The sequence below is a fragment of the Rhodococcus sp. P4_B6 genome, assembly GCF_056402215.1.
The window spans coordinates 1-22964 of sequence record NZ_JBFUHV010000075.1 but is presented as its reverse complement, the minus strand read 5'-3'; the positions used below and the strand labels follow the sequence as shown (position 1 = coordinate 22964).

The following is a 22964-nucleotide window of genomic DNA, read 5'->3' as shown; positions in this document are numbered from 1 at the left end:
AGCGTTACGGACTGCCACTGATGTAATCTCATCGAGCACCTGAACGAGGGTGTGGACGGGCTGTGGCGCAGCTTGGTAGCGCACTTGACTGGGGGTCAAGTGGTCGCAGGTTCAAATCCTGTCAGCCCGACCAGATGATCGGCGAAGGCGGTTTCCCGGAAACGGGGAGCCGCCTTTTCTGTGTCTCGGGCGCGGGACTCACGCCGTGACGATGACGGGGTCGCCGATCTTGGCATTGTCGTAGAACCACCGCGCATTCTCGGTGCTGAGATTGATGCAGCCGTGGCTGACGTTCTCGAAGCCCTGCGAACCCACCGACCACGGTGCGGCGTGCACGAAGATCCCGCCCCACGTGATGCGGGTGGCGTATTCGACGTAGAGGCGGTAGCCCTCCTCGTCGTCGATCGGGACACCGTACGTCGACGAATCCATGATCATGTCGCGGAACTGCTCGATGACGGGGRACGTCCCGAGTGGTGTCTCGTATCCGGGTTTGCCCATCGACGCAGGCATGGTCTGCACGATCTGGTCGTTGATGCTGACCGTGAACTGGTGCGTCGTCGTGTTCGCGACGGCGACGAGTGCGTCACCGACCTGGAACTGCGACTTTGCTCCCGCCGCTTCGACGGTCACCCCGGTGTGCGCCGGCCAGAAGTGGTCCGGGCTCCATTGCAGGGTGCGGTCGTCGATCCAGGAGAACTGCCCGGGCACCGGTGTCGACGGAGTGATCCGGACACCACGCTCGGCGAGCGCGCGATCGGCTACCGGAGACGTGAACCGGACGACGACGGGATGTGCGATGCCGACGACCTGACCGCTTGCGGGGGAGAGTGCCGGCGCGAGGATCTTTCCGGTGACGGCCGGGGGCGCCGCCGCCGCGGCGGCGCTCACTCCGCACACGGCGAGTGCCGCGAGTACCGAGACGAGGAACAGACGTCCGACCTGCTGAGCTTTCCACATGCCGTCCAGCCCTTCAGAGACTGTGAGCGTCATTTCAGTTAACCACGGCGATATCCGACAGCGGAACCGGGGAAACTGGGTGCATTACGCGCATCAGAGGGCCACGGGCGACGCGTCGTCGTCACATCGGCCGCGTTTCGCCGGTCACATAGGTGACAGACGGCGACGGAGGGATGTGACCGATGAACGAGAACGACGTGCTGGCGCAGCAGTTCGAGACGCATCGCCGGCACCTGCGGGCGGTGGCCTACCGGATGCTCGGCTCGCTCACCGAGGCCGAGGACGCGGTGCAGGAATCCTGGCTGCGGCTGAGCCGCACGGACACCGATTCCGTGGAGAACCTGGGCGGCTGGCTGACGACGGTGGTGGCCCGCGTGTGCCTGAACATGCTGCAGTCACGCAGGTCGCGGCGGGAAGAGCCCCTGGATGGACAGGTGCCCGACCCGATCGTGACGCTGACGGACGGAAGCTCCCCGGAGCAGGAGGCGGTGCTCGCCGATTCGGTGGGTCTCGCTCTGCTCGTGGTCCTGGGCACGCTCGCCCCTGCGGAGCGGCTGGCGTTCGTGCTGCACGACATGTTCGCCGTGCCGTTCGAGGACATCGCCCCGATCGTCGAGCGATCCCCGGCGGCCGCCCGGCAGCTGGCCAGCCGTGCACGCCGCCGACTGCAGGGCGCGCCCGTTCCCGACACGGATCCCGTCCGGCAGCGCGCAGTGGTCGACGCCTTCCTGGCGGCAGCGCGGGGCGGCGACTTCGACGCCCTCGTGGCGGTACTGGATCCGGACGTGGTGCTGCGGGCCGACACGGGCGCGTTGCCTGCGGGCGCCTCCACGATGGTGCGCGGCGCGGAGACCGTCGCGGGCCGGGTGCTCGGGTTCGCGCGGCTGGCCCGGTTCGCGCACCCGGCACTCGTCAACGGTGCCGCCGGTGTGGTCGCGATCTCCGAGGGGCAGCTGCTGTCGGTCCTGGGTGTCACGATCCGGCAGGGCGTGATCGTGGAGATCGACATCCTCGCCGACCGCGAGCGCCTCGCCGGGCTCGTCGTCGAGAATCTCGACTGACGAGCCCGGTCGGGGTCACTCCGTGCGTCGCTCACCGTCTCCGTGGGCGTTGCCGGTGCGTAAGGCGATCAGGGCTGCGGCAGCAAGGAAGATGCTGCCGGTCAGCAGCGCTCGCTGGAACCCGAAGGTGAGCGCCTCGGGCACAGGCGAATTCGCCGCGAGCAGACGCTGGGAATACGAGGTGGCGATCGCGGCGAAGATCGCCAGACCGAGCGCGCTGCCGACTTGCTGCGAAGCGTTCAGCAACGCCGCCGCGAGCCCGGCCTCGTCGGCAGGCACCCCCGCGTTGGCTGCGGTGGTGACGCCGACGAAGACGGCGCCGAGGCCCAGCGACACGATCATCAGCCCCGGGAACAGATCGGCGAGATAGGAGCCGTCGACCGGGATCCGGGACAGGTAGAACAGGCCCGCCGCCGCCACCAGCGCGCCCACGACGGTGACCGGGCGGGTTCCGATTCGCGTGAGCACCTGGGAGGAGAGTCCGGCTGCGACGCCGACGCCCAGACAGAGCGGAAGGTACGCCGCCCCGGTCTGCATGGGGGAGTAGCCCAGAACATTCTGCATGTAGAGGGTGAGGAAGAAGAACATCGCGAGCAGACCGGCGAACGCGATCAGCCCGGTGACATTTGCCGCCGCCAGGCCCTTGATGCGGAAGATCGACAGCGGCAGCAGTGGATCGGGGCTGCGCTGCTCGTTCACCACGAACGCGGCGATCAGGACGAACGCTCCGGCCAGCGCGCCGATCGTGCGGRCCGATCCCCACCCCTGGTCGGGCGCCTCGACCAGGGCGTAGACGAACATCAGCATGCCGCCGGTACCGAGCACGCCACCCACTAGGTCGAAGTCCGCGAGCCTGGCGCGGCGGCGGTCGTCGGGAATCAGCGCGTAGACCGCGGGAAGTACGAGAGCACATGCCACCGGGTTGACGAACAGCACCCATCGCCAGCCCGGGCCCTCGGTGAGCACACCACCGAGAAACACGCCGACGGCGGACGCGAGACCGCCCACGCCGGCCCAGACACCGAGTGCGGTATGGCGTTCGGGCCCTTCCTCGAATGTCGTCGTCAGGATCGACAGCGCGGCCGGAAGCATCAGCGCCGCACCCACACCCTGTGCCAGCCGGGCGCCGATCAGGATCTCCGCGTTGCCCGCGAAACCACCGGACAGCGAGGACAATCCGATGACGACGGTGCCGGTTACGAGTATGCGACGGCGGCCGAGGAGGTCGGCGAGGCGACCGCCGAGCAGCATGAACCCGCCGTAGGTGACGAGATAGCCGCTGGGCACCCACTGCAGTTGCTGCACCGAGAAGTCCAGGTCGCCGCGTATGTCGGGCAGCGCGATGTTGACGATGGATGCGTCGACGAAGTCGAGAAAGGCCACGGCGCACAACAACGTCAGGGTGAGTCTGCCGCGGGCGGTGGAGAGAAGCGGGGGTGCCGCAGTCGATTGTCGCGATCCGGACGTGCCGGTGATCGAGGTGTCCATGTCGAAGCCTTCCTGTGCTCTCGGGTTTCGTGCGGGCGGTGCGGCGCCGTCGGCCGTCACTTCTATGACCGACGGCCCGGCGGCGATGTGACCGCGCGCAGGCCGCGGCGCGAGTACTGTCGGAACCCGGCAGGTCACGGAAACGGGAGGCTGGCATGGCTGGACGGTTCGAAGGCACTGTGGTGATCGATCGCCCCATCGAGGAAGTGTTCGAGTACCTCGCCGCCGGGGTCAACGACCGGGAGTTCAGCCCGCGGGTCCAGGAGATCGTGAAGAAGACGGACGGTCCTCCCGGAGTCGGCACCGTCTTCGTCAGCACCGTCAAGGACGCGGGGATGACCACGAAGCGTGAGTTCGAACTCACCGAATTCGAGGCGCCGCGGAAGATTCGCTGGGCGGAGCGATCGAAGAATTCCGTGATCGCGAAAGAGGGCGGTTACGACCTCGAACCGTCGGGCGCGGGCACCAAGGTGACGATCTTCAATGTGCTGGAGGGTCACGGAATCGGGAAACTGATCGCGCCCCTCGCGCTTCGAGCAGCCCGCAAGGACGCGCCCGCATTCGCACAGCGAATCAAGGCTGCCGCGGAGAAGTGACTGGATCTACCGTGCCGGAATGACGAGCGCCAGTATCTGATCGACGCCCTCGGCGAGGGCGTCCGCCGCCGAGTCGTCGCCGGACAGATACCGGGCGAGACTCTGCTGGAACAGCCCGTCGAACACGGCGTACATGGTGGGCGGGGCGATCGTGATCGTGCGTCCCGCCAGTTCCGCATACCGGGACACGATGCGCCAGATCATGTTTTCGAGACTCTTGTCGATCGCGGCGACGTCTGCGCGGAACGACTCCTCGAACAGCGACTGCGAGCGGAGGTCGTACCAGAGGCGATGCATCGAGGCCTCGCCGCGGAGCGAATCCACCAGTACCCGGCCGAATCCCGCCTTCAACTCCTCGGGCGTCTGCGCCGTGGCGACCACGCCGTCGTAGCGCGTGACGCAGCGCGCCTTGTAATGGCGGACGCAGTGCGTGATCAGATCGACCTTGTCGCTGAAGTAGTAGTGCAGAACGCCGTGCGAGAACTCGGAGTTCTGGGCGATCTCCCGAAGGCTGGTGCGGGCGTAGCCGAGTTCCGAGAGGGTCTGCAACGCGGCTTCGGCGAGTTGATCCCGGCGCTCGGCGAATTTGTCGACCTGGCGGCGCGAGACCCGGTCGGCGTTCTTCTCGGCGACGGGTGTCACGGCATTCTTCCTGTTCGGCTCGCGGAGTCCAGCACGGTGAGCATCAGTCTAGCCCGCGTTCCTTGACGACTGTGTAACAAAAGCTTGACAATCGTCAAGAGAATTCTTGACAGTCGTCCAAAGTCGAATACGCTGTGATCCACACCACAATGCGAACAGTGTCTCGTGACGTGGTTTCCGCGAATCGTCTCGGTGCGAAGGCAGGTCGGAATGAGCGTGCGTGATCTTGCAGGACGAAAAGCGCTGGTCACCGGTGGTGCGAAGGGTCTGGGGGCCGGAATGGCCGCCGCTCTCGCCGAAGCCGGTGCGGCGGTCGTGATCGGCGACGTCCTCGAGGAAGAGGGACGCGCGACCGCCGACTCGCTCGGGAAGTCCGGTGTCGACACCGGATTCGTGACCCTCGACGTCACCGACGACGGCAACTGGGAGCGCGCCGTCGCTGCCACCGTGGAGCAACTCGGCGGACTCGACCTCCTCGTCAACAACGCCGGCATCGAGATCTCGTCACTCGTGGTCGACATCGATCCCGCCGACGTCCGCCGGATGTGCGACGTGAACATCCTCGGTGTCGCGCTCGGCCTGAAGCACGGTCTGCGCGCGATGCGTCCCGGCGGTGCCGCGGGCGCGGGAGGGTCGATCGTCAACGTCTCCTCGGTGGCCGCCACCATCCCGTTCCCCGGCATCGCCGGCTATTCCGCCACCAAGTCCGCCGTCGACCGGCTCACCCGGGTCGCGGCGCAGGAAGCGGGAAAACTGGGGTACGGCGTCCGCGTGAACTGTGTGTACCCCGGGCTGGTCGCCACGGAGATGGGACTCGGGCTGGCCGCCGACATGGAGCGGCTCGGATTGTGGCCCAGCGCCGACGCCGCGGTCGCCGACGTGATCGGCCTGACCCCGCTCGGGCGGCTCGGTGAGGTCGCGGACATCGCCGACACCGTCGTCTTCCTGGCTTCCGACGCCGCCCGCTTCGTCACCGGAATCGGCCTGCCGGTCGACGGTGGCATGGGCATGTAATTCGACCGCTCCGGCTCTCCCCGCATTCACCGAAAGGCACGTCATGACCGACAAGAAGCCCGTCATCGTCTACGGAGTCTCCGGTTACACCGGACGGCTCGTGTGTGAATACCTGCGCGAGTTCAACATTCCGTTCATCGCCGCCGGCCGGGACAAGAAGCGAATTCAGGAAGTGGTCGACCGGATCCCCGGCCTGGACACCGTCGACCACGAGGTCGTCGAGGTGGAACATACCGTTCCGGCGCTGACGGAGCTGTTCAGCGGCGCGCGGGTGGTCAGCAACATGGTCGGCCCGTTCATCAAGCACGGCGCCGTCGTCGTCGAGGCGGCCCTCGCCGCGGGATGCCACTACACCGACACGACCGGGGAGCAGGACTGGGTTCTGGACGTGCAGGCGAAGTTCGGCGACCAGTTCGCGGAGAAGGGGCTGCTGCTGTCTCCCGGCGTCGCCCAGATGTACACCACCGGCGAGATCGCGGCGAACATCGCGCTCGAGACGCCGGGGCTGGACACACTCGACATTCTGGTGCTGTGGAAGGGTTTTCCCACCTACGCGTCCACGCAGACGATCTTCACGATCCTCAAGGCCGACTGGTACTACCTGGAGCAGAACCGGTACGTGAAGTGGGACCCAGGTACCACTTTCGACGTCGTGGTGCCGGGACAGCACCAGATGGCCCTCGCGCTGCCGTGGGGCGGCACCTGCCACCCCGTGTGGTTCAAGGACGATCCGCGGGTGGCGAACGTGAAGGCGGCCGGCGGCGTGTTCGACCGCTCCGTGATGGAGGGCGTCGTCGCGACCCAGAAGATGGTCGAGGAGCAGATCAAGACCCTCCCCGCGGACGAGCAGGACGCGGCGCTCGCGGAGATCGCCGGCTCCGTGCAGGCAGGGATGCCGCCCAGGGAGAACCCCCGCGTCAACACGTCGCTCGACTCCGTGTACGCGTCGGGTCCGCTCGGCCGGGCGCACTGCGTCATCCACGGAAACTGCAACTACAAGCAGACGGGACTCCTGCAGGCGTACGCCGCGCACTCCCTGTTGCAGCAGTCCCCGAAGCGAACCGGCCTCGCATCGGCGTGTCAGGCATTCGGGCATCGCGAACTCCTCGGAGCCCTGCGCAGTTTCGGCCTCGTGATGGAGCCGGTGCTCACCGTGCAGAGCTGATCGTCCCGGCCGCGACCGTCAGGAGGACAGCACCATGCGATTGACCGACTACCTCGACAAGGGCGCCTCGCTCGGACCGTCGTCGCCGTGCCTGACGATGGGCGAGCGGACGCTGACGTACGCGGACGTCCAGGACCTCAGCCGGCGGGTCGCCGCGGCGCTGGCACGGTCGGGGATCGCCGCGGGCGACAAGGTGGCCGTCCTGTCCGGCAACGACCCGACCGCATTCTCCTGCGTGTTCGGGATCAGCCGGGCCGGGGCGGTGTGGTGCCCGATCAACCCGCGGAACGAAGCCGCGGAAAACAGGGACCTGCTCGACCTCTTCGACTGTCGCTGCCTGATCTTCCAGAAAGCGTTCGCGCCCTTGGTCGATCGGATCCGGCAGCAGTTACCGCTGCTCACGACGCTCGTGTGTCTCGACGGCGACGAGGCGTACGCCGACTCGTTCGACACCTGGCTGGGTGCCGAACGCCTCGACGCCGAGCCCGTAGACGACCTCGCGCTGATCGTCGGTACCGGCGGGACGACGGGACGTCCGAAGGGGGTGATGCTCACCGGCCGGAACATCGAGACGATGTCGGCGCTGACCCTGATGAGTTACCCGTTCGACGGCAGACCGGTGTACCTCGCCCTCGCGCCGCTGACCCACGCGGCGGGTGTCCTGTGCTTTCCGATCCTCACTCTCGGCGGGCAGGTGGTCATCCTGCCCGCGCCCGACCTCGGGCAGTTCCTCGCGCACATCGAGCGGGACCGCGTCACCCACACGTTCCTCCCGCCGACCCTGATCTACATGCTGCTCGACCACGCCGACCTGGAGACGACGGACCTCGGTTCGCTGCAATGCTTCTGGTACGGCGCGGCGCCGATCTCGCCGACGCGGCTGAGCGAGGCGCTGACCCGGATCGGGCCGGTGATGGCCCAGCTGTTCGGGCAGAGCGAGGCGCCGATGATGATCGCGACGATGGCGCCGAAAGACCACTTCGACGAGAACGGCTCGGTGGCCACCGCCCGGTTGAGTTCCGCGGGCCGACCCTCCCCGCTGGTCACGGTCGCGATCATGGACGGGCAGGGAACCCTGCTGCCGGCCGGGGAACGAGGCGAAGTGGTCGTGCGCAGCTCACTCGTCATGACGGGGTACTACAAGAATCCCGTTGCGACGCAGGAGGCGTCGGCACACGGCTGGCATCACACAGGCGACATCGGGTACCTCGACGAGGACAACTTCCTGTACATCGTCGACCGCGCCAAGGACATGATCATCACCGGCGGATTCAACGTCTATTCCGTCGAAGTGGAACAGGCGCTCATGGCGTACCCGGGCATCCAGGACTGCGGGGTGATCGGGCTCCCCGACGAGAAATGGGGCGAACGCGTCGTCGCCGTCGTCCAGACGCGAACCGGAAAGCCTATTGAGGCCGACGCGCTCACGGCGTTCGTGAAGGCGCGCATCGGCAGCGTGAAGACGCCGAAGGAGATCCTGGTCTGGCCCGATCTGCCTCGTTCGAAACTCGGGAAGGTCCTGAAGAACGAGATCAAACAGCAGTTGCTCGGCTGACGGCGGACGCCCGGCACGCGAGCCTCGAAACGCGGGGGACCGGAACGTGGGTTTCGCGGCGAGTGGCGATACTGTCGGGTGATGGTGAATGGGCACGTACTCAGCAGGGAACGGCTCGCCGACGCGCTGGCCCGCTTCGAACCACGGATCGTGGACCCGGCGAACCGGCGGTCCGCGGCGGTCGTGATCGCGGTGATGAACGACGGTGCGGACGGTCAGGCCGTTCCGCTGACCAGGCGCCCGAGCAAGATGCGCGCGCATCCCGGGCAGTTCGCGTTGCCCGGTGGCGGGGTGGACCCGGGGGAGACCGGCGAGGACGCTGCCCGGCGCGAACTGCACGAGGAACTCGGCCTCGACGTGGAGCCGTCCGCGGTGCTCGGCAGGCTCGACGACTACGTCACCCGCTCCGGGTACGTCATCACGCCCTTCGTCGTGTGGTCGGAGCAGTCGATCACCTCGCTCGTCCCCAATCACGAGGAAGTGGCGGAAGTGTTCGCGGTGGGCGTTGCCGAGATCGACGCCGAGCCACGATTCGTGGAGATCCCCGAATCGTCGAAACCGGTGATCCAGTGGCCGTTCCGGCGTCACCTCGTGCACGCCCCGACGGGCGCGGTCGTGTACCAGTTCCGGGAGGTCGCACTGCACGACCGGCACACCCGGATCGACGGTTTCGACCAACCCGTCTTCGCCTGGCGGTAGGCGGCCACGTTCACCGGGATACGCGACTAATCTCACAGTCCGTGACCTTCTTCGAGTCTCTCGCCCGCAAACTCGACCGCACCGGTGTCGACCCCGTCGTCTGGCACGCCCCGCCGCCCCCTCCGCTCACGGGAGTGCTCGCTCCCAACGGAGTGCTCGACGGCGTRCACCGCTGGGCCCTGCCCACCGGAGAGGGACCGGAGGACGTGGCCGTCGATCACGACGGCCGGGTGGTCACCGGAGGCAACGACGGCCGGATCTGGCGGTTCGACAGCCGCGGCGACGCCACCGAACTCGCGAACACGGGTGGGCGGCCCCTCGGGGTCGAGGTCCTCGACGACGGCCGGTACCTGATCTGCGACGCCGAGCGCGGCGTGCTGAGGGTGGACGAGAAGGGGCGCGTCGACGTGCTCGCCGACACCGCGGTCGGGCGCCCGCTCGTGGCGTGCAACAACTCCGCTGTCGGCCGCGACGGCGTCGTGTACTTCACCGACTCCTCCGCGCACTTCACGATCGCCGACCACCGCTACGACCTCCTCGAACACCGGGGGACCGGTCGCCTGCTGCGGCTCGACCCGCGGACCGGGGAGACCGACCTCCTCGCGGAGGGACTGCAGTTCGCCAACGGCGTGGGATTGGCCTCGGACGAATCGTTCGTCCTCGTCGCCGAGACCGGCTCGTACCAGATCTCCCGCGTCGACCTGACTGGACCATCGCAGGGCCGGACGTCCGTGTGGGCCGAGAATCTGCCCGGCATCCCGGACAACATGACGTCGCAGACCGACGACGGGCTGTTCTGGGTGGCGCTCTACAGCCCGCGGATGCGGCTGCTGGATCTGCTCGCGCCGTACCCCGCGCTGCGCATCGTCGCGGCGAACCTGCCCGAAGCCGTCCAGCCGAACCCGGTGCACGCGGGCTGGGTGGTTGCCCTCGATCAGCGTGGCGAGATCGTGCACAGCCTGCGCGGCGGCAAGGGCAGTTACGCACCCGTCACCGGTGTGCGGGAGCACGACGGGTGGCTGTACCTGGGAAGTCTGACCGCGGACGCCGTCGCGCGGGTTCCGCTCCCGCCACGACCGGACATCGCTGCGGGCGAGTGAGAAGGGCCTGACCTGCTCCGATGGATTCTCCGGGGGACGATCGGCGGACCACCGCCGCGGTTGTGGAAGAGTGGCGAGAGCGGTGCGACGAGCGCCCGAGAACAGGTCCGCACTCGACGCTGGGGAGATATTGGTGAATTCGGTGGACCGAGACACTGTGCGGTCGGACCGGATCGTGACCGTCCCGAATCTCCTGAGCGTGGTGCGCCTGCTCGGAGTGCCGCTGTTCGTGTACCTGCTTCTCGTCACGCACTCCGACGGGTGGGCCCTCGCGATCCTCATGATCAGCGGCTTCACCGACTGGCTCGACGGCAAGCTGGCCCGGATCCTCGACCAGTCGTCGAAGCTGGGTGCGCTGCTCGACCCGTTCGTCGATCGCCTCTACGTCGTCACGACGCTGGTGACGTTCGTCGTGCGCGGATTCATCCCGTGGTGGGTGGCGGCGATCCTGATCGGCCGCGACGCCGTTCTCGCGCTGACACTGCTGATCTACCGGCGGCGCGGACTGCCACCCCCCGACGTGATGTACCTCGGCAAGGGGGCCACGTTCCTGCTCATGTTCGCACTGCCGATAACCCTCGCGGCGCAGGGCGACTGGAGCATCGCCGCCGTGGCGGAGCCGCTCGGCGCTGCACTGCTGATCTGGGGCACGGTGCTGTACGTGTGGACCGGGCTGCTCTACACCGTCAACGCGCTGACCGTCGCGCGCACCGTTCCCGCGCGAGGATCGGGCGGCGACGAACGCGAGGTCCGCTGATGACACGCACCGAGTCCGGCGTCCGCAGGAATCCGGTGCCGTCCCTGCTGCAGTCTCTGATGAACGATCATCTGGACCCCGGCTACGAGGGCGCGGCCGAGGATCGCGAGCACGGACATTCGCGGCAGACGCGGGTCGGCCGGCAGGTGTGGATCGCGATCGGCGCACTGCTCGTGGGCCTGGTGCTGTCGGTCGCCTACCGCCAGGCCACCGAACGCATCCCGGGCACCGAGCAGGTGCGGACCGAACTCCTGAGCAAGGTGCAGGACGCGGAGGACCGGGCGGGCGCCCTCGCGGCAACCCGGGACACGTTGTCGGCACAGGCCGACGACGCCCGCGCCGCCGCGCTGGCCGGCGACGCCCGCGGTGACGCACTGCTCGACGAGCTACACGGGCTCGAGGGGGACGCCGGGGTCGAGGCCGTGCACGGTCCCGGACTGACCGTGACGCTCACCGACCCCGCAGCCAAACCCAACCTGTCCGACTCGTCCCAGCGCAGTGTCGGGGGGAAGGCGGTGGTGCTCGATCGCGACCTGCAGTCGGTGGTCAACTCGCTGTGGGCGGGCGGCGCCGAGGCCATTGCGGTCGGCGACGTGCGGATCGGCCCGTCGGTGACGATCCGGCAGGCGGGTGGCGCGATGCTCGTGGACAATCAGCCGGTGTTCTCGCCGTACGTGGTCTCCGCCATCGGCCCGCAAGGGCCGATGCAGACCGGATTCGTGGTGAGCGACGCCTACCTGCGGATGTCGAGCGTGGCGCAGTTGTACGGCATCGGATTCGCGGTCGCGGAGGCCGACGATCTCCACTTGCCCGCCGCCCCGGCGCGGGAAGTGCGGGCAGCCCGGGAAGCAGGAACACGATGACAACGGCGGAGTCGGATGGAGGCGTCACACGAATGAAGGCAGCACTGAAGGGCGGATCCGCGATCTACGGGGTGCTCGCCCTGGTCGTGGGAATCGTGCTGGGGGTGGTGTTCAGCCCGCAAGTGCCCGACGCAGTGCAGCCCTACCTGCCCATCGCCGTCGTCGCCGCGCTCGACGCGGTGTTCGGCGGATTGCGCGCATACCTCGACGAGATCTTCGACTCGAAGGTGTTCGTCGTCTCGTTCGTCTTCAACGTCCTCGTGGCGGCGCTGATCGTGTGGCTCGGCGACCAACTCGGTGTCGGAACCCAGCTGTCCACCGCGATCGTCGTCGTCCTCGGCATCCGCATCTTCGGCAACGCGGCCGCACTGCGGCGTCGTCTGTTCGGGGCGTGATCGCGACGTGAGCGGGCACGAGGGCAGACACGAACTGCACGGCAACGAACCCACGACGTCGCGGCGCTCACACGTCGTCTTCGCGCTGCTGGCCGCGCTCCTGCTCGGCGGGCTGGGAATCGCGATCGTGACGCAGGTGAAGAACACCGGGTCCGGTGACACGCTCGACTCGGCGAGCCCCGCGGATCTGCTGGTCGTCCTGGACACGCTGAATCAGCGGGAGGCGGCCCTGCGGCAGGAGATCGCATCGCTGGAACAGACCTTGGCAACCTTGCAACAGAGTGGCAGTTCCGGGGCGGCACTCGACGAGGCGCAGGCCCGGTTGACGGCCCTGTCGATCCAGGTCGGGAGCGCACCGGCCACCGGCCCCGGCGTGACGATGCGCATCACCGACCCCAACAAGGGCGTCGGATCCGAGGTCCTGCTCGACCTCGTCCAGGAACTGCGCGCCGCGGGCGCCGAGGCCGTGCAGATCCAGGGGGCCGACGGCCCGCCCATCCGGATCGGCGTCGACTCCTGGGTGTCCGGTTCGGCAGGCGGCGTGTCGGTGGACGGCCGCAAGGTGAACGCCCCCTACGGAGTTGTCGCCATCGGTGATCCGCCGACTCTGGCGGCGGCCCTGAACATTCCCGGCGGGGTGGTCGACACGGTCGCGCGCAGCGGTGGGCAGTTGACGATCGAACAATCGCAGCAGGTCACGATCTCCGCCTTGCGGGAGGCGAAACCTCGCCAATACGCTCAGCCCGGAAATTGATCTTCGCATCCGCCCGCGGATTGCCATCGAAAGGACGCCACTGTGAGTGAGCTCGAAATCCCCGCCGATCGTCGGTACACCGCCGAACACGAGTGGGTCGAGCGGACGGGGCCCACGACGGTACGCGTCGGCATCACCGATTTCGCGCAGTCCCAGCTCGGCGACGTCGTGTTCGTCCAGCTTCCGGCGGTCGACGAGGACGTGGCGGCGGGAGAGTCGTTCGGCGAGGTGGAATCCACCAAGAGCGTCTCCGACATCTTCGCCCCGCTGACGGCGAAAGTCGTTGCCGCCAACGCTGATCTGGACGGCAACCCGGAACTCGTGAACTCCGCGCCCTACGGGCAGGGGTGGCTGGTGGAACTCGGCGTCGACGACGAGGCGGCCCTCGACGCCGCACTGGCCGAAATGCTGGACGCCGCCGGGTATGCAGACATCACGGCAGGATAATTTCCCGCCGAACACGCGAAGCGGAAATCGGATAGTTTTGGAAGGTGCCGACAGCCCGGAAAACGGGGTTGCCGGGGAAATCCGCTGTCGGAATACCGGTTCGTAATGTACTGGCGGCCTGTCTCACTACACGCACCGGCGTGCGCAGGGTACGGTCAATGTTGAACGCATGTGCCGTGTCGGGGCGCAGGTCCGTAGTTTGAATGTGATCGTGGGAGTTTGCACAGAAGTTAATGTGCACGGGAACCGAATTATGTAGTACCGAGTGGCATTGCGTAGTCCAGCGAATCTTGCTGGATGATCGAACTAGGAGGAGAAACGGTGAGCGAGAACGGCAACGACGCGGTCTATGGGGAGACGCCGGCGGAAACCACGTCGGTCTTCCGCGCGGACTTTCTCAATGAGCTCGACAACTCCTCGGCAACCCAGGCTCCGGAAGCTCCGGTGTCGGGTGTGGAGGGACTGCCCGCGGGCTCTGCTCTGCTCGTCGTCAAGCGTGGACCGAACGCAGGGTCGCGCTTCCTGCTCGACCAGCCGACGACGTCCGCGGGACGGCATCCCGACAGCGACATCTTCCTCGACGACGTGACGGTCAGCCGTCGTCATGCGGAGTTCCGTCAGGAGGACGACGAGTTCCAGGTGGTCGACGTCGGCAGCCTCAACGGCACCTACGTCAACCGCGAGCCGGTCGACTCGGCAGTCCTCGCGAACGGCGACGAGGTGCAGATCGGCAAGTTCCGGCTGGTCTTCCTGACCGGACCCCGGACCACGGCCGGTGGCTCGCAGATCGGTGAGACGTCAGCTGGTGCGGGTAGCCAATGACCGCGGTGCGGCAGCAGCAGGCGCACTCGGGGATGTCGATCGGCTCCGTGCTGGATCGACTGCGCCCCGATTTTCCTGATGTGACGATCTCGAAGATCCGATTCCTCGAAGCAGAGGGTCTCATCAGCCCGCAGCGCACTCCCTCGGGGTATCGGCGATTCTCGATCGCCGACACTGAACGACTGCGCTACGTCCTGACTGCGCAGCGCGATCAGTATCTGCCGCTGAAGGTCATCAAGGAGCAGCTCGAGGCCATCGACAGAGGTGTGGCCACGGTCGGCGCAGGCGATTCTTCGCCGCGCCGGCCGCGCGCGCTCACGGTGGCCCCGGGCGAGGTGTCCCCGGAGGAATTCCGCACCGACCGCGAGGTGCGGATCAGCCGCGACGATCTGATCTCCCGGGCAGGGATCGACGAGAAGTTCCTCGTCGAGCTGACGCGAGGCGGCCTGGTCGTTCCCGGGCCTGCGGGGTTCTTCGACGAGGACGCGGTGACGCTGGCGCGCACCGCGAGAGCGATGTCCGAGTTCGGACTCGAGGTGCGGCACCTGAGGGCGTTCAAGCTGGCCGCCGACCGCGAGGCCGGGTTGGTCGCGCAGATCGCCGGGCCCGTGGCCAAGGGCCGCGACGCGGGCGCGCGTGATCGCGCCGAGGAGATGGTGCGCGAACTGGCCGCGTTGTCTCTGACGTTGCACACCTGCCTGGTGAAGTCGGCAGTCCGAGGTGCGCTCGATCGGTGAGGTGAGTTCGCCGGCGGTCCCACCTCGGGAACTTCCCAACGACGCTGCGCTCGAACGGCTGTACGGTCGAAGAGCAGACACGAATCGAATAGAATCCTGGTACGGCATTGTGTGCCGCGGACGGACCATTGCAGGGTGGAGGCAGACGCGATGAGCGAAATGCACGTGATCGGAGTTCGTGTCGAGCAGCCCCAGAATCAACCTGTCCTGCTGCTGCGGGAAACCGACGGCGAACGGTACCTGCCCATCTGGATCGGACAGACCGAGGCCACGGCCATCGCACTCGAGCAGCAGGGTGTCGAGCCGGCGCGTCCGCTGACCCACGACCTGATCAAGAACCTKATCGAAGCGTTCGGTCGCACCCTGAAGGAAGTTCGCATCGTCGACCTCCGCGAGGGCACGTTCTACGCCGACCTGGTGTTCGACCAGAACACCCGGGTGTCGGCCCGCCCGTCCGACTCCATCGCGATCGCACTGCGCATCGGGGTCCCGATCTTCGCCGAGGAATCGGTTCTCACGGAGGCCGGTCTGGTCATGCCCGACGAGCGTGAGGACGAGGTCGAGAAGTTCAAGGAATTCCTCGAGTCCGTGTCGCCGGACGATTTCAAGGCCACCGACGGCTAGGTTTCCCCAGCGGAATAGCCGCCGGCGCAGTAATGGTTGAGGTTCTTCCGGCGCGTTGCGTTGACCCGGTCTCCTCGGAGTCATAGCGTTCGGTGCAGTGATTTTCTGCCCTGCAGATTGTATCGGGCGTACGCTGAGTAGGTTCAGGGTACGGACTAGCTCGATGTCACTGGTGGCGCTTGCGCCGGTCGATGTGCTGCGGATTGCCGTGGACACTGGCGACGAGCGTCACAGGCGCACTGATCGTCGGGTTCAGTGCAACATGCGAGAGGGAGTAGTCAGTGGGAGATCGGCCGCAGGAGAATGCGCTGAATCTTGCGCCCGGCGACAACGTTGCCGAGCCCGAGTTCAGCTCCGAGGAGATCCAGCCGGGCCTCTTCCCGGACGATTCCGTGCCCGACGACCTCGTCGGATACCGCGTCCCCATCGCCTGCCAGATCGCGGGAATCACCTACCGTCAGCTCGATTACTGGGCTCGCACATCTCTCGTGGTGCCGTCCATCCGTGGCGCGGCCGGGTCGGGCAGCCAACGGCTGTACTCGTTCAAAGACATCCTCGTCCTCAAGATCGTCAAGCGCCTGCTCGACACCGGAATATCCTTGCAGAACATTCGCGTGGCCGTCGACCACCTCCGTAAGCGCGGGGTGCGAGACTTGGCCAAAATCACACTTTTCTCGGACGGGACCACGGTCTACGAGTGCACGTCGGCCGAGGAAGTCGTCGATCTGCTTCAGGGCGGGCAGGGTGTGTTCGGTATCGCGGTCAGTGGTGCAATGCGCGAACTGACCGGCACCATCGCCGATTTCCCGGCGGAGCGCGCCGACGGCGGCGAGAGCGAGCAGAGCCCCGAGGACGAGCTGGCGTCGCGGCGCAAGAACCGCGCGAACCGCAAGACCGGCTAGACCGCAACCCCAGAGCACGGCGCTGGTGGCGCCGCTGCCTGTGCTCGTGGCATAGACTGGCGGTGCGTCGACGCCGTGCGGGAGAGTTCCGGGCACTGCATGCACAGCAGCATCGTGCGTGCGGGAGTTCGGGCGCCGAAGGAGCAACACCTCCCCGTCAATCTCTCAGGCAAACAGGACCGTGCGGGCTCCGACGCCTCTGGAAAGCGGTGGGAGCACCCACCCGCCCACGGGGAAAGGGCCGTGTTCGCACGCGAACGACGGTACCGAATCTCTCAGGCGCTCGACCCGAGCAGGCGACAGAGGGGGAGGGGCGTTCCGCAGAGCGGGGCGTGTCCTGATCCTCCGAACTGCTTGGGAGTTGTCGTGATCGACGCTGGAAGCCGTACATTCGCCGATCGTCATGTCGGCCCGAACGCTGCGGAACTCGCGCACATTCTCGAACTGGTCGGAGCCGATTCGCTCGACGATCTCGCGTCGAAGGCCGTTCCCGCCGTCATCCTGGACGGGGTCACGGGCGGCATCGCCGACGGCCTCGACGCCCTGCCCGCACCGGTCTCCGAGCACGAGGCGCTCGCCGAACTGTCCGCACTCGCCGCGCAGAACACCGTGGCGACGTCGATGATCGGGCTCGGCTACTACGACACCCTCACCCCGCCGGTTCTGATTCGAAACATCATCGAGAACCCGGCCTGGTACACGGCCTACACGCCGTACCAGCCCGAAATCAGCCAGGGCCGCCTCGAGGCCCTCCTCAACTTCCAGACGATGGTCGCCGACCTGACCGGCATGGAGGTCGCCAACTCGTCGATGCTCGACGAGGCCACCGCCGCCGCCGAGGCGATGACCCTGCTGCGCCGGGCGAGCAAGAGCAAGTCTCCGCGGTTCGTCGTCGACGCCGACCTGTTCCCGCAGACGCTGGCCGTCGTCGAGACCCGGGCCGAGCCGCTCGGCATCGAAATCGTGGTGGCCGACCTGTCCGCCGGCCTGCCGGACGGCGACTTCTTCGGCGTCCTCGGGCAGATGCCCGGCGCGACCGGTCGCATCGCCGACTACACCGACGTGATCGCCGCGGCCCACGAGCGCGGCGCACTGGTCGCGGTCGGGGCGGATCTGCTGGCGCTGACTCTCCTCACCCCGCCCGGCGAGATCGGGGCCGACGCCTGCTTCGGCACCACCCAGCGGTTCGGTGTCCCCATGGGCTTCGGTGGCCCGCACGCCGGCTACCTGGCCGTGCACACCAAGCACGCACGCCAGCTTCCCGGCCGCCTGGTGGGCGTGTCCGTCGACGCCGACGGCGACAAGGCGTACCGGCTGGCGCTGCAGACCCGCGAGCAGCACATTCGCCGTGAGAAGGCGACCTCGAACATCTGCACCGCGCAGGTGCTCCTCGCGATTCTCGCGGCCATGTATGCCAGCTACCACGGCGCCGAGGGCCTGAAGGCGATCGCCCTGCGCGTGGCGAACACGGCACACTCCCTGGCCGCCGCACTCCGCAGGACCGGGGCCGTCGTCGTGCACGAGCACTTCTTCGACACGATCCTCGTGCGCGTCGACGGCCGGGCGGCGGACGTGGTGGCGAAGGCGAAGGACGCCGGCATCAACCTGCGGCTCGTCGGCGCCGATCATGTCGCCGTCGCCTGCGACGAGGCCACCACAGACGACGACATCGCCCACGTGCTGGCGGCGTTCGGCGGCGACGGCGCCGTGGCCCCCGAGGCGGGCACGTCCGTCCCGGACGCGCAGCTCCGCGGATCCGACTACCTGCAGCACGAGGCGTTCACCCGATACCGCACCGAGACCGCGATGCTGCGCTACCTGCGTGCGTTGTCCGACAAGGACATCGCACTCGACCGCAGCATGATCCCGCTCGGCTCCTGCACGATGAAGCTCAATGCCACCGCCGAGATGGAAGCGATCACCTGGCCCGCGTTCGCCGGACTGCACCCGTTCGCGCCCACCGGAGACACCCCGGGCATTCTCCGCATCATCAAGGACCTCGAGAACTGGCTCGTCGCCGTCACCGGCTACGACGCCGTCAGCCTGCAGCCGAATGCCGGCAGCCAGGGCGAGTACGCCGGGCTGCTCGCGATCCGCAACTACCACCTCGGCCGCGGCGACGATCACCGTGACACCTGCCTCATCCCGTCGAGTGCCCACGGCACCAACGCCGCATCGGCGGTCATGGCCGGGATGCGCGTCGAGGTCGTCGCGTGCCGCCCGAACGGTGACGTAGACCTCGACGACCTGCGGGCGAAGATCGCCGACCACGCCGAGCGCCTCGCGGCGATCATGATCACCTACCCGTCCACCCACGGGGTGTACGAGCACGAGATCGCCGACATCTGCGCCGCCGTCCACGACGCAGGCGGCCAGGTGTACGTCGACGGCGCCAACCTCAACGCCCTGGTCGGTCTGGCCCGGCCCGGCCGGTTCGGCGGCGACGTCAGCCACCTCAACCTGCACAAGACGTTCTGCATCCCGCACGGCGGCGGCGGCCCCGGTGTCGGTCCGATCGGTGTGCGGTCGCACCTCACACCGTTCCTGCCCGGACATCCGCTCGCGCCGGAACTCGGCACCGCGGGCCCGATCTCCGCGGCCCCCTACGGCAGCGCGTCGATCCTGCCCATCACGTGGGCGTACATCCGGATGATGGGCGCCGTCGGACTGCGCCGCGCCAGCCTGACCGCCATCGCGTCGGCCAACTACATCGCGCGCCGCCTGGACGAGTACTTCCCCGTCCTCTACACCGGCGAGGGCGGAATGGTGGCCCACGAGTGCATCCTCGACCTCCGGCCGATCACCAAGGACACCGGTGTGACCGTGGACGACGTCGCAAAGCGCCTCGCCGACTACGGTTTCCACGCCCCGACGATGAGCTTCCCGGTGGCGGGCACGCTGATGGTGGAGCCCACCGAGAGCGAGAACCTCGAAGAGATCGACGCCTTCTGCGAGGCGATGATCGCGATCCGCGCCGAGATCGACCGCGTGGGCTCGGGGGAGTGGACGGTGGACGACAACCCGCTGCGCGGTGCCCCGCACACGGCAGGCTGCCTGGCGGCGGAGTGGAACCACCCCTACACCCGTGAGACGGCGGTGTTCCCCCGCGGCAAGGCCCGGCCGAAGGTGTGGCCTGCGGTGCGGCGCATCGACGGCGCGCACGGCGACCGCAACCTCGTGTGCTCCTGCCCGCCGATCTCCGCGTTCGAAGGCGACTGACACGGGCGGCCCGTCCCGCTTCGACGGGGCGGGCCCTCCGCAGTCAGTCCGCGCGCACCAGTTCGAGGATCGTGATCTCCGGTGGGGCGCCCACCCGCACGGGCGGGCCCCACGCGCCGACGCCGCGGGTCGTGTACAGGACGGTGTTCCCGATGCGGTCGAGTCCCGCCACCGACGGCTGCTGCAACGGCACCAGATAATTCAGCGGCCACATCTGGCCGCCGTGCGTGTGCCCCGACAGTTGCAGGTCCACACCGAGATCCGACGCTTCCAGGGCCTGCCGCGGTTCGTGCGCGAGGAGCACGACGAACGTCGACGGATCGCGTCCCGCGAGCGCGGCGGGAAGGTCCGGTTCGTACGGCGCCGGCGACGAATAGTCGTGGATGCCCGCGATGTCGATGGCGGCGCCGCCCCGCGTGATGGTCGCGTGCTCGTTGCGCAGCGTCCGGATGCCCAGTCGGTCCCACACATCGAGCCACCGGCCACCGTCGTCGGCGTAGAACTCGTGGTTGCCGCTGACTCCGAACACCCCGAGCGGGGCGTCGAGGTCGCCGAGCGGCTGTAGGTCGGGCGCAACCTTCGCGACGGTCCCGTCGACCAGGTCGCCCGCGATCGCGACGAGATCCGGCCGCTCCGCGTTCACCAGATCGACCACACGGCGCGTGAAATCGACCCCTCGCGCCGGGCCGACGTGCAGGTCGGAGACGAGCGCCACGCGCACACCCTCGAACTCGGCGGGGAGGCGCTGCAGCGGAACCCGGACCCGCACGATCCGTGGACGAGCGGCCTCCCGCACCCCGTAGCCGGCAGCGCCGACGGCACCCACCACCACGACCGCGGTGGCGATGCGCAGACCACGTCGACGCGACAGATCGACCTGTTCGTCGCGCCCGCTGCCGCGCAGGCGAGCGAACAGCCGCGTGAGCAGCGACACCAGGGCGACCAGGAGAAGTCCGAGCACCAGATAGAACATCGCACCGAGCCACACCCAGCCCACCCAGCCCGGTGGACGCGCCCACCCCGGGTCGAAGGCTTCGCCGCTGCCCACGCCGATCACGGCGAGAACCCACAAGGCGACGAGGGTCACGTCGACGACCACCGACCAGGGGCGCCCCACACCGGTGGCCCGGACCAGCCGCCGATGAAGCCACCAGGTGACGAGCGCGAGGAAGACCGCGAAGACCAGGAGTCTCGTCACGACAGCAGCTTGCTGATCGCGGTCGGCAACGCCGCTCCGTCCGAAGACGTGACCTTCTCCAGGGACCCGCCGGTGCGATCGGCGAGTGCCTGCAACGTGTTGAGGTCCGGATTCTCGCCGATCGTCACCACGTCGATGCGGACCGGCTTCGACGTGCTCGAGGCTGCGGCGATGGCGGACAACAGATCCGCGCGCGCGACGGAGTCGTCGTTGGCACCGTCGGTGACGAGCAGCACCGAATTGGTGCGGCCCGGCGTGTATCCGTCGACCGCACTCTTGTACGCGGCCTCGAGCGACGTGTAGGTCGAGGATCCGGTGGCGGGTATCGCCTTGGCGAGCCGGGCGTCGAGGGCCTGCCTGCGGGTGCCCTCGGTGAATCCGCCCGCAGACAGCGGACCGGTGGCGACCACGGTCGTGTACGGCCGGGACCCGTCGAGGGTGGTGCTGTACTCCCACAACCCGAGGCTCGACGAGTCCGGAGAACGATCCACCTGGCCGGCCAGCGCCGTCGTCGTGTTCGCCAGTCGCGTCGCCGTCCCCTCGCGTTCGCCCATCGAACTGGAGACGTCGAGCAGGATGGTGGACGTGCGCGGCGAGATCGGATTCCGGATCACCTGCATCAACTCGGCCGCAGCGGCGGCGTCCGCAGGAACCAGGGTGGATTCGAAACCGGGGAAGGCCAGCGTGGTGTCGTCGGGGCGGGCGAGCCCCTCGACCCGGAAACCCGCGTCGGCCAGGACCTGCGCCTGTTCGGGTCGACGGACGAATTCCGCGAACTGCGCGGCGGCGCGGCTCTGCGTCTCGTCGACGGACGGGCCCGCGAGGACGGCCGCCGGGTGATCTGCCACGGGTGTCGGGCCTTTCGGCATCGTCGCGGTGATGTCTGCTCCGGGTGCGTCGCGCAGGGCCTGATAGACCTGCTGTTCGGTGGTCGCGACCGCATGGATGGCGGAGGAAGCGGGGTCTCCCTGCGCAGCCAGCGCGGTGAGCGCCTCCCGCGTCGTCGCGGGTTTCGTCCCCGTCGACGCCTCGTAGCCGAGCGCCAGATCGGTGAGTGCCGACGTGACGGGAACGGAACGCGCCTGCTCTTCCGTCACCGGGCCGGTGCTGCTTCCGGTGACGGCGGCAGCGACCGCTTCGACGGCCATCTCTGTACTCTCGGCGCCCGGACCGACGGGAAGCGCCAAGCCCAGGCTGCCCCAGCCCGGCAGACCGAGAGTCGCGAGGGAATCGCGGCCCGTCTGCAGGGACGGCAACTCCTTCCAGTCGAGCGCCGCCGTGCCCGGCGCGTTCGCGAACGCGGTCCGGACGGCGAGGACCATCGGGCTGGTCGCCAGCGGACGTGCCTCACCGCTGATGACCCCGGTCGCCGACACCTGCTTGACGGAATGCGAGCTGGACGGAATCCACAGCGCGGGGCGGGGGCCGAATGTCGCTGCGTCCCACGGGCCGTCGGGGCCCGCGGACAGGGCGTCGCGCACGGTGTCGGACGCGACGGCAGTGACCGTCACCGACACGCACTGGTCGCGTATCACCGGGGCCGTCTCGGTGTAGCGCTCGGCGAGAGTCTGCAGCTGGGGTGCGATGTCGGGATCCGCCGCGACCGCGAGCACCGATTCGCCTTCGACGCAGGCGCCGGCGGCCGCCACTCCCTGATCGTTGATCCGGTCACGCAGTTGGAACCAGCCCAGCACGCCGAGCACGAGCACGACGACGAGACCGAGCACGATCAAAGGCCCCTTGCTGATACCCCTGGCGCGCGATTCGCCGCGATGCTGCCCCACGTGCTTTCCAGCCCCTGTTCGACGAGTTCGACGTTGACCCTCGCAGTGTAGTGATGCGCGGTGTCAACCCCCGATACGTGAGCGGCGAAGTGTGTGGGGGGACGCTTTGCCGCTCACGTGGGGGTCAGGCGTTGGCGGCTTTGTATTCGCGGCGGCGGCGGTGCAGGATCGGTTCGGTGTAG

22 protein-coding genes, 1 tRNA gene and 1 riboswitch are annotated in these 22964 nt (G+C 68.1%); of the genes, 18 read left to right on the top strand and 5 right to left on the bottom strand.

The window, feature by feature from the left end; genetic code table 11:
• The first annotated feature begins 56 nt into the window (after positions 1-56).
• A tRNA-Pro gene (locus tag AC1DWT_RS29030) sits at positions 57-133 on the top strand.
• Positions 134-198: 65 nt separating this feature from the next.
• On the opposite strand, the gene AC1DWT_RS29025 is transcribed toward AC1DWT_RS29030, so the two are convergent.
• Positions 199-960: a L,D-transpeptidase gene (locus AC1DWT_RS29025; RefSeq protein WP_477923272.1), complete on the bottom strand. Its 762-nt coding sequence runs from the start codon at positions 958-960 to the stop codon at positions 199-201.
• Between the two features lie 182 nt (positions 961-1142).
• On the opposite strand from AC1DWT_RS29025, the gene AC1DWT_RS29020 reads away from it, so the two are divergent.
• Positions 1143-2021 carry a sigma-70 family RNA polymerase sigma factor gene (locus tag AC1DWT_RS29020; protein WP_206012617.1) on the top strand — a complete coding sequence of 293 codons (879 nt, stop codon included), beginning with the start codon at positions 1143-1145 and terminating at the stop codon, positions 2019-2021.
• 15 nt (positions 2022-2036) lie between these two features.
• Here AC1DWT_RS29020 and AC1DWT_RS29015 read toward each other — a convergent pair whose 3' ends face one another.
• Positions 2037-3509 carry an MFS transporter gene (locus AC1DWT_RS29015; protein WP_477923263.1) on the bottom strand — a complete coding sequence of 491 codons (1473 nt, stop codon included), beginning with the start codon at positions 3507-3509 and terminating at the stop codon, positions 2037-2039.
• A gap of 155 nt (positions 3510-3664) precedes the next feature.
• On the opposite strand from AC1DWT_RS29015, the gene AC1DWT_RS29010 reads away from it, so the two are divergent.
• Positions 3665-4105 (top strand): SRPBCC family protein, encoded by a 441-nt coding sequence (locus AC1DWT_RS29010; RefSeq protein WP_072941864.1) that lies wholly within the window; start codon positions 3665-3667, stop codon positions 4103-4105.
• Between the two features lie 6 nt (positions 4106-4111).
• Here the strand turns inward: AC1DWT_RS29010 and AC1DWT_RS29005 are convergent, their stop codons facing one another.
• Positions 4112-4747, bottom strand: a complete 636-nt coding sequence (locus AC1DWT_RS29005) for a TetR/AcrR family transcriptional regulator (protein ID WP_072941861.1) — start codon at positions 4745-4747, stop codon at positions 4112-4114.
• 210 nt (positions 4748-4957) lie between these two features.
• On the opposite strand from AC1DWT_RS29005, the gene AC1DWT_RS29000 reads away from it, so the two are divergent.
• The 15 genes from AC1DWT_RS29000 (at position 4958) to gcvP (ending at position 19800) form a co-directional block, all read left to right on the top strand.
• Complete coding sequence (locus AC1DWT_RS29000) at positions 4958-5761, top strand: SDR family NAD(P)-dependent oxidoreductase (protein WP_095863994.1); 804 nt, start codon at positions 4958-4960, stop codon at positions 5759-5761.
• A 43-nt stretch (positions 5762-5804) separates the two neighbouring features.
• Positions 5805-6926, top strand: a complete 1122-nt coding sequence (locus AC1DWT_RS28995) for a DUF5938 domain-containing protein (RefSeq protein ID WP_206012615.1) — start codon at positions 5805-5807, stop codon at positions 6924-6926.
• Between the two features lie 34 nt (positions 6927-6960).
• On the top strand, positions 6961-8481 hold the full coding sequence (locus tag AC1DWT_RS28990) for an acyl-CoA synthetase (protein WP_072941854.1): 1521 nt from the start codon (positions 6961-6963) through the stop codon (positions 8479-8481).
• Positions 8482-8562: 81 nt separating this feature from the next.
• The gene (locus AC1DWT_RS28985) at positions 8563-9180 is read left to right on the top strand and encodes an NUDIX hydrolase (RefSeq protein ID WP_206012614.1); all 618 of its coding nucleotides are present in this window, start codon (positions 8563-8565) and stop codon (positions 9178-9180) included.
• A 41-nt stretch (positions 9181-9221) separates the two neighbouring features.
• The gene (locus AC1DWT_RS28980; protein ID WP_072941849.1) at positions 9222-10280 is read left to right on the top strand and encodes an SMP-30/gluconolactonase/LRE family protein; all 1059 of its coding nucleotides are present in this window, start codon (positions 9222-9224) and stop codon (positions 10278-10280) included.
• Positions 10281-10413: 133 nt separating this feature from the next.
• The gene (locus tag AC1DWT_RS28975) at positions 10414-11037 is read left to right on the top strand and encodes a CDP-alcohol phosphatidyltransferase family protein (RefSeq protein ID WP_072941847.1); all 624 of its coding nucleotides are present in this window, start codon (positions 10414-10416) and stop codon (positions 11035-11037) included.
• Positions 11037-11900: a DUF881 domain-containing protein gene (locus tag AC1DWT_RS28970; protein WP_072941844.1), complete on the top strand. Its 864-nt coding sequence runs from the start codon at positions 11037-11039 to the stop codon at positions 11898-11900. The genes AC1DWT_RS28975 and AC1DWT_RS28970 overlap by 1 nt, the downstream gene beginning before the upstream one ends.
• A 32-nt stretch (positions 11901-11932) precedes the next feature.
• Positions 11933-12295: a small basic family protein gene (locus AC1DWT_RS28965; RefSeq protein ID WP_072941841.1), complete on the top strand. Its 363-nt coding sequence runs from the start codon at positions 11933-11935 to the stop codon at positions 12293-12295.
• Between the two features lie 7 nt (positions 12296-12302).
• Positions 12303-13049, top strand: a complete 747-nt coding sequence (locus AC1DWT_RS28960) for a DUF881 domain-containing protein (RefSeq protein ID WP_072941838.1) — start codon at positions 12303-12305, stop codon at positions 13047-13049.
• Between the two features lie 42 nt (positions 13050-13091).
• Complete coding sequence (gene gcvH / locus AC1DWT_RS28955; protein ID WP_072941836.1) at positions 13092-13496, top strand: glycine cleavage system protein GcvH; 405 nt, start codon at positions 13092-13094, stop codon at positions 13494-13496.
• 321 nt (positions 13497-13817) lie between these two features.
• On the top strand, positions 13818-14318 hold the full coding sequence (garA, locus tag AC1DWT_RS28950; RefSeq protein WP_009473579.1) for a glycogen accumulation regulator GarA: 501 nt from the start codon (positions 13818-13820) through the stop codon (positions 14316-14318).
• Positions 14315-15055, top strand: coding sequence for a transcriptional regulator FtsR (gene ftsR, locus AC1DWT_RS28945; protein ID WP_012687892.1), 741 nt, complete (start codon positions 14315-14317; stop codon positions 15053-15055). Before garA ends, ftsR begins: the two co-directional genes overlap by 4 nt.
• Positions 15056-15205: 150 nt before the next feature.
• The gene (locus AC1DWT_RS28940) at positions 15206-15679 is read left to right on the top strand and encodes a bifunctional nuclease family protein (RefSeq protein WP_072941833.1); all 474 of its coding nucleotides are present in this window, start codon (positions 15206-15208) and stop codon (positions 15677-15679) included.
• A 281-nt stretch (positions 15680-15960) separates the two neighbouring features.
• Positions 15961-16581 (top strand): MerR family transcriptional regulator, encoded by a 621-nt coding sequence (locus AC1DWT_RS28935; RefSeq protein ID WP_206012613.1) that lies wholly within the window; start codon positions 15961-15963, stop codon positions 16579-16581.
• 68 nt (positions 16582-16649) lie between these two features.
• A riboswitch (glycine riboswitch) is annotated at positions 16650-16773 on the top strand.
• A gap of 174 nt (positions 16774-16947) precedes the next feature.
• Entirely contained in the window at positions 16948-19800 is a 2853-nt protein-coding gene (gene gcvP / locus AC1DWT_RS28930; RefSeq protein WP_206012612.1) for an aminomethyl-transferring glycine dehydrogenase, read from the top strand.
• A gap of 43 nt (positions 19801-19843) precedes the next feature.
• On the opposite strand, the gene AC1DWT_RS28925 is transcribed toward gcvP, so the two are convergent.
• Both AC1DWT_RS28925 and AC1DWT_RS28920 read right to left on the bottom strand, forming a co-directional pair.
• Positions 19844-20998 (bottom strand): metallophosphoesterase, encoded by a 1155-nt coding sequence (locus AC1DWT_RS28925; RefSeq protein ID WP_206012611.1) that lies wholly within the window; start codon positions 20996-20998, stop codon positions 19844-19846.
• Positions 20995-22782, bottom strand: coding sequence for a substrate-binding domain-containing protein (locus AC1DWT_RS28920; protein WP_206012610.1), 1788 nt, complete (start codon positions 22780-22782; stop codon positions 20995-20997). The genes AC1DWT_RS28925 and AC1DWT_RS28920 overlap by 4 nt, the downstream gene beginning before the upstream one ends.
• Positions 22783-22964: the final 182 nt, after the last annotated feature.

What these genes read in the sequence shown, in the direction of transcription:
- AC1DWT_RS29020 (WP_206012617.1), top strand. Translation starts at nt 1,143, where the DNA reads ATGAACGAGAACGACGTGCTGGCGCAGCAGTTCGAGACGCATCGCCGG.
- AC1DWT_RS29010 (WP_072941864.1), top strand. Translation starts at nt 3,665, where the DNA reads ATGGCTGGACGGTTCGAAGGCACTGTGGTGATCGATCGCCCCATCGAG.
- AC1DWT_RS29000 (WP_095863994.1), top strand. Translation starts at nt 4,958, where the DNA reads ATGAGCGTGCGTGATCTTGCAGGACGAAAAGCGCTGGTCACCGGTGGT.
- AC1DWT_RS28995 (WP_206012615.1), top strand. Translation starts at nt 5,805, where the DNA reads ATGACCGACAAGAAGCCCGTCATCGTCTACGGAGTCTCCGGTTACACC.
- AC1DWT_RS28990 (WP_072941854.1), top strand. Translation starts at nt 6,961, where the DNA reads ATGCGATTGACCGACTACCTCGACAAGGGCGCCTCGCTCGGACCGTCG.
- AC1DWT_RS28985 (WP_206012614.1), top strand. Translation starts at nt 8,563, where the DNA reads ATGGTGAATGGGCACGTACTCAGCAGGGAACGGCTCGCCGACGCGCTG.
- AC1DWT_RS28970 (WP_072941844.1), top strand. Translation starts at nt 11,037, where the DNA reads ATGACACGCACCGAGTCCGGCGTCCGCAGGAATCCGGTGCCGTCCCTG.
- AC1DWT_RS28965 (WP_072941841.1), top strand. Translation starts at nt 11,933, where the DNA reads ATGAAGGCAGCACTGAAGGGCGGATCCGCGATCTACGGGGTGCTCGCC.
- ftsR (WP_012687892.1), top strand. Translation starts at nt 14,315, where the DNA reads ATGACCGCGGTGCGGCAGCAGCAGGCGCACTCGGGGATGTCGATCGGC.